This is a genomic window from Pseudomonas sp. HD6422, from assembly GCF_025377065.1.
Classification (GTDB): domain Bacteria; phylum Pseudomonadota; class Gammaproteobacteria; order Pseudomonadales; family Pseudomonadaceae; genus Aquipseudomonas; species Aquipseudomonas putida_U.
Genome location: NZ_JAHWIW010000097.1, coordinates 1 through 619 on the forward strand (window position 1 = coordinate 1; position 619 = coordinate 619).

Here is a 619-nt window from a genome sequence, read left to right on the forward strand (position 1 = left end):
TTCCATTTTGTTTCAAAAGGTCAAGAAGCTCTTTATCTGATTTGCCTTGAGTGCCTGCCAAATCTACTTCGTAGAAGTAGAGACCTTTGCCTAATTTCTCTACTGGTGGGAGAGCTGGATTTTTAGCTGAGCCGTTGTCTGACCATGAAGCTTTGTCAGAAGCTTTCAAGATAAGACGAGTCAACATACCGTCACCAGCGAAGAGTTCGTATGGGATAACTTGGTTAACACCGGCTGTGAATGGGCCAGGGAAATTCGCTTTGTCCAAGTAAGTAGCTGGAACATCTACTGTGTCTTTAGTGTTGTCGGCCACGCCTTTTTGAACTTCAGCTGGAGTGGTCAAGCCATTCAAATTGACATTCAAATCTTTAGTCGCTACGAGGTTGTTCAAATCAGCCTTGCCATCTTTCGCACCGTACACTTTAATGGTTGCCTTGTAGCTTTGAGTGCCGTTTTGTTTTAAGAGGTCAAGAAGCTCTTTATCTGATTTGCCTTGAGTACCTGCCAAGTCCACTTCGTAGAAGTAAAGACCTTTGCCTAATTTCTCTACTGGTGGAAGAGCAGGATTTTTGGCTGAACCATTGTCTGACCATGGGGCTTTGTCAGAAGCTTTCAAGAT

The 619-nt window shown here is 43.9% G+C and carries 1 protein-coding gene; it reads right to left on the reverse strand.

All coding sequences use genetic code 11. The features are described from left to right. Positions 1-619, reverse strand: a 619-nt coding sequence (locus KY379_RS27220; RefSeq protein WP_261261850.1) for a fibronectin-binding SSURE repeat-containing protein, incomplete at both ends; no start/stop codon positions are given.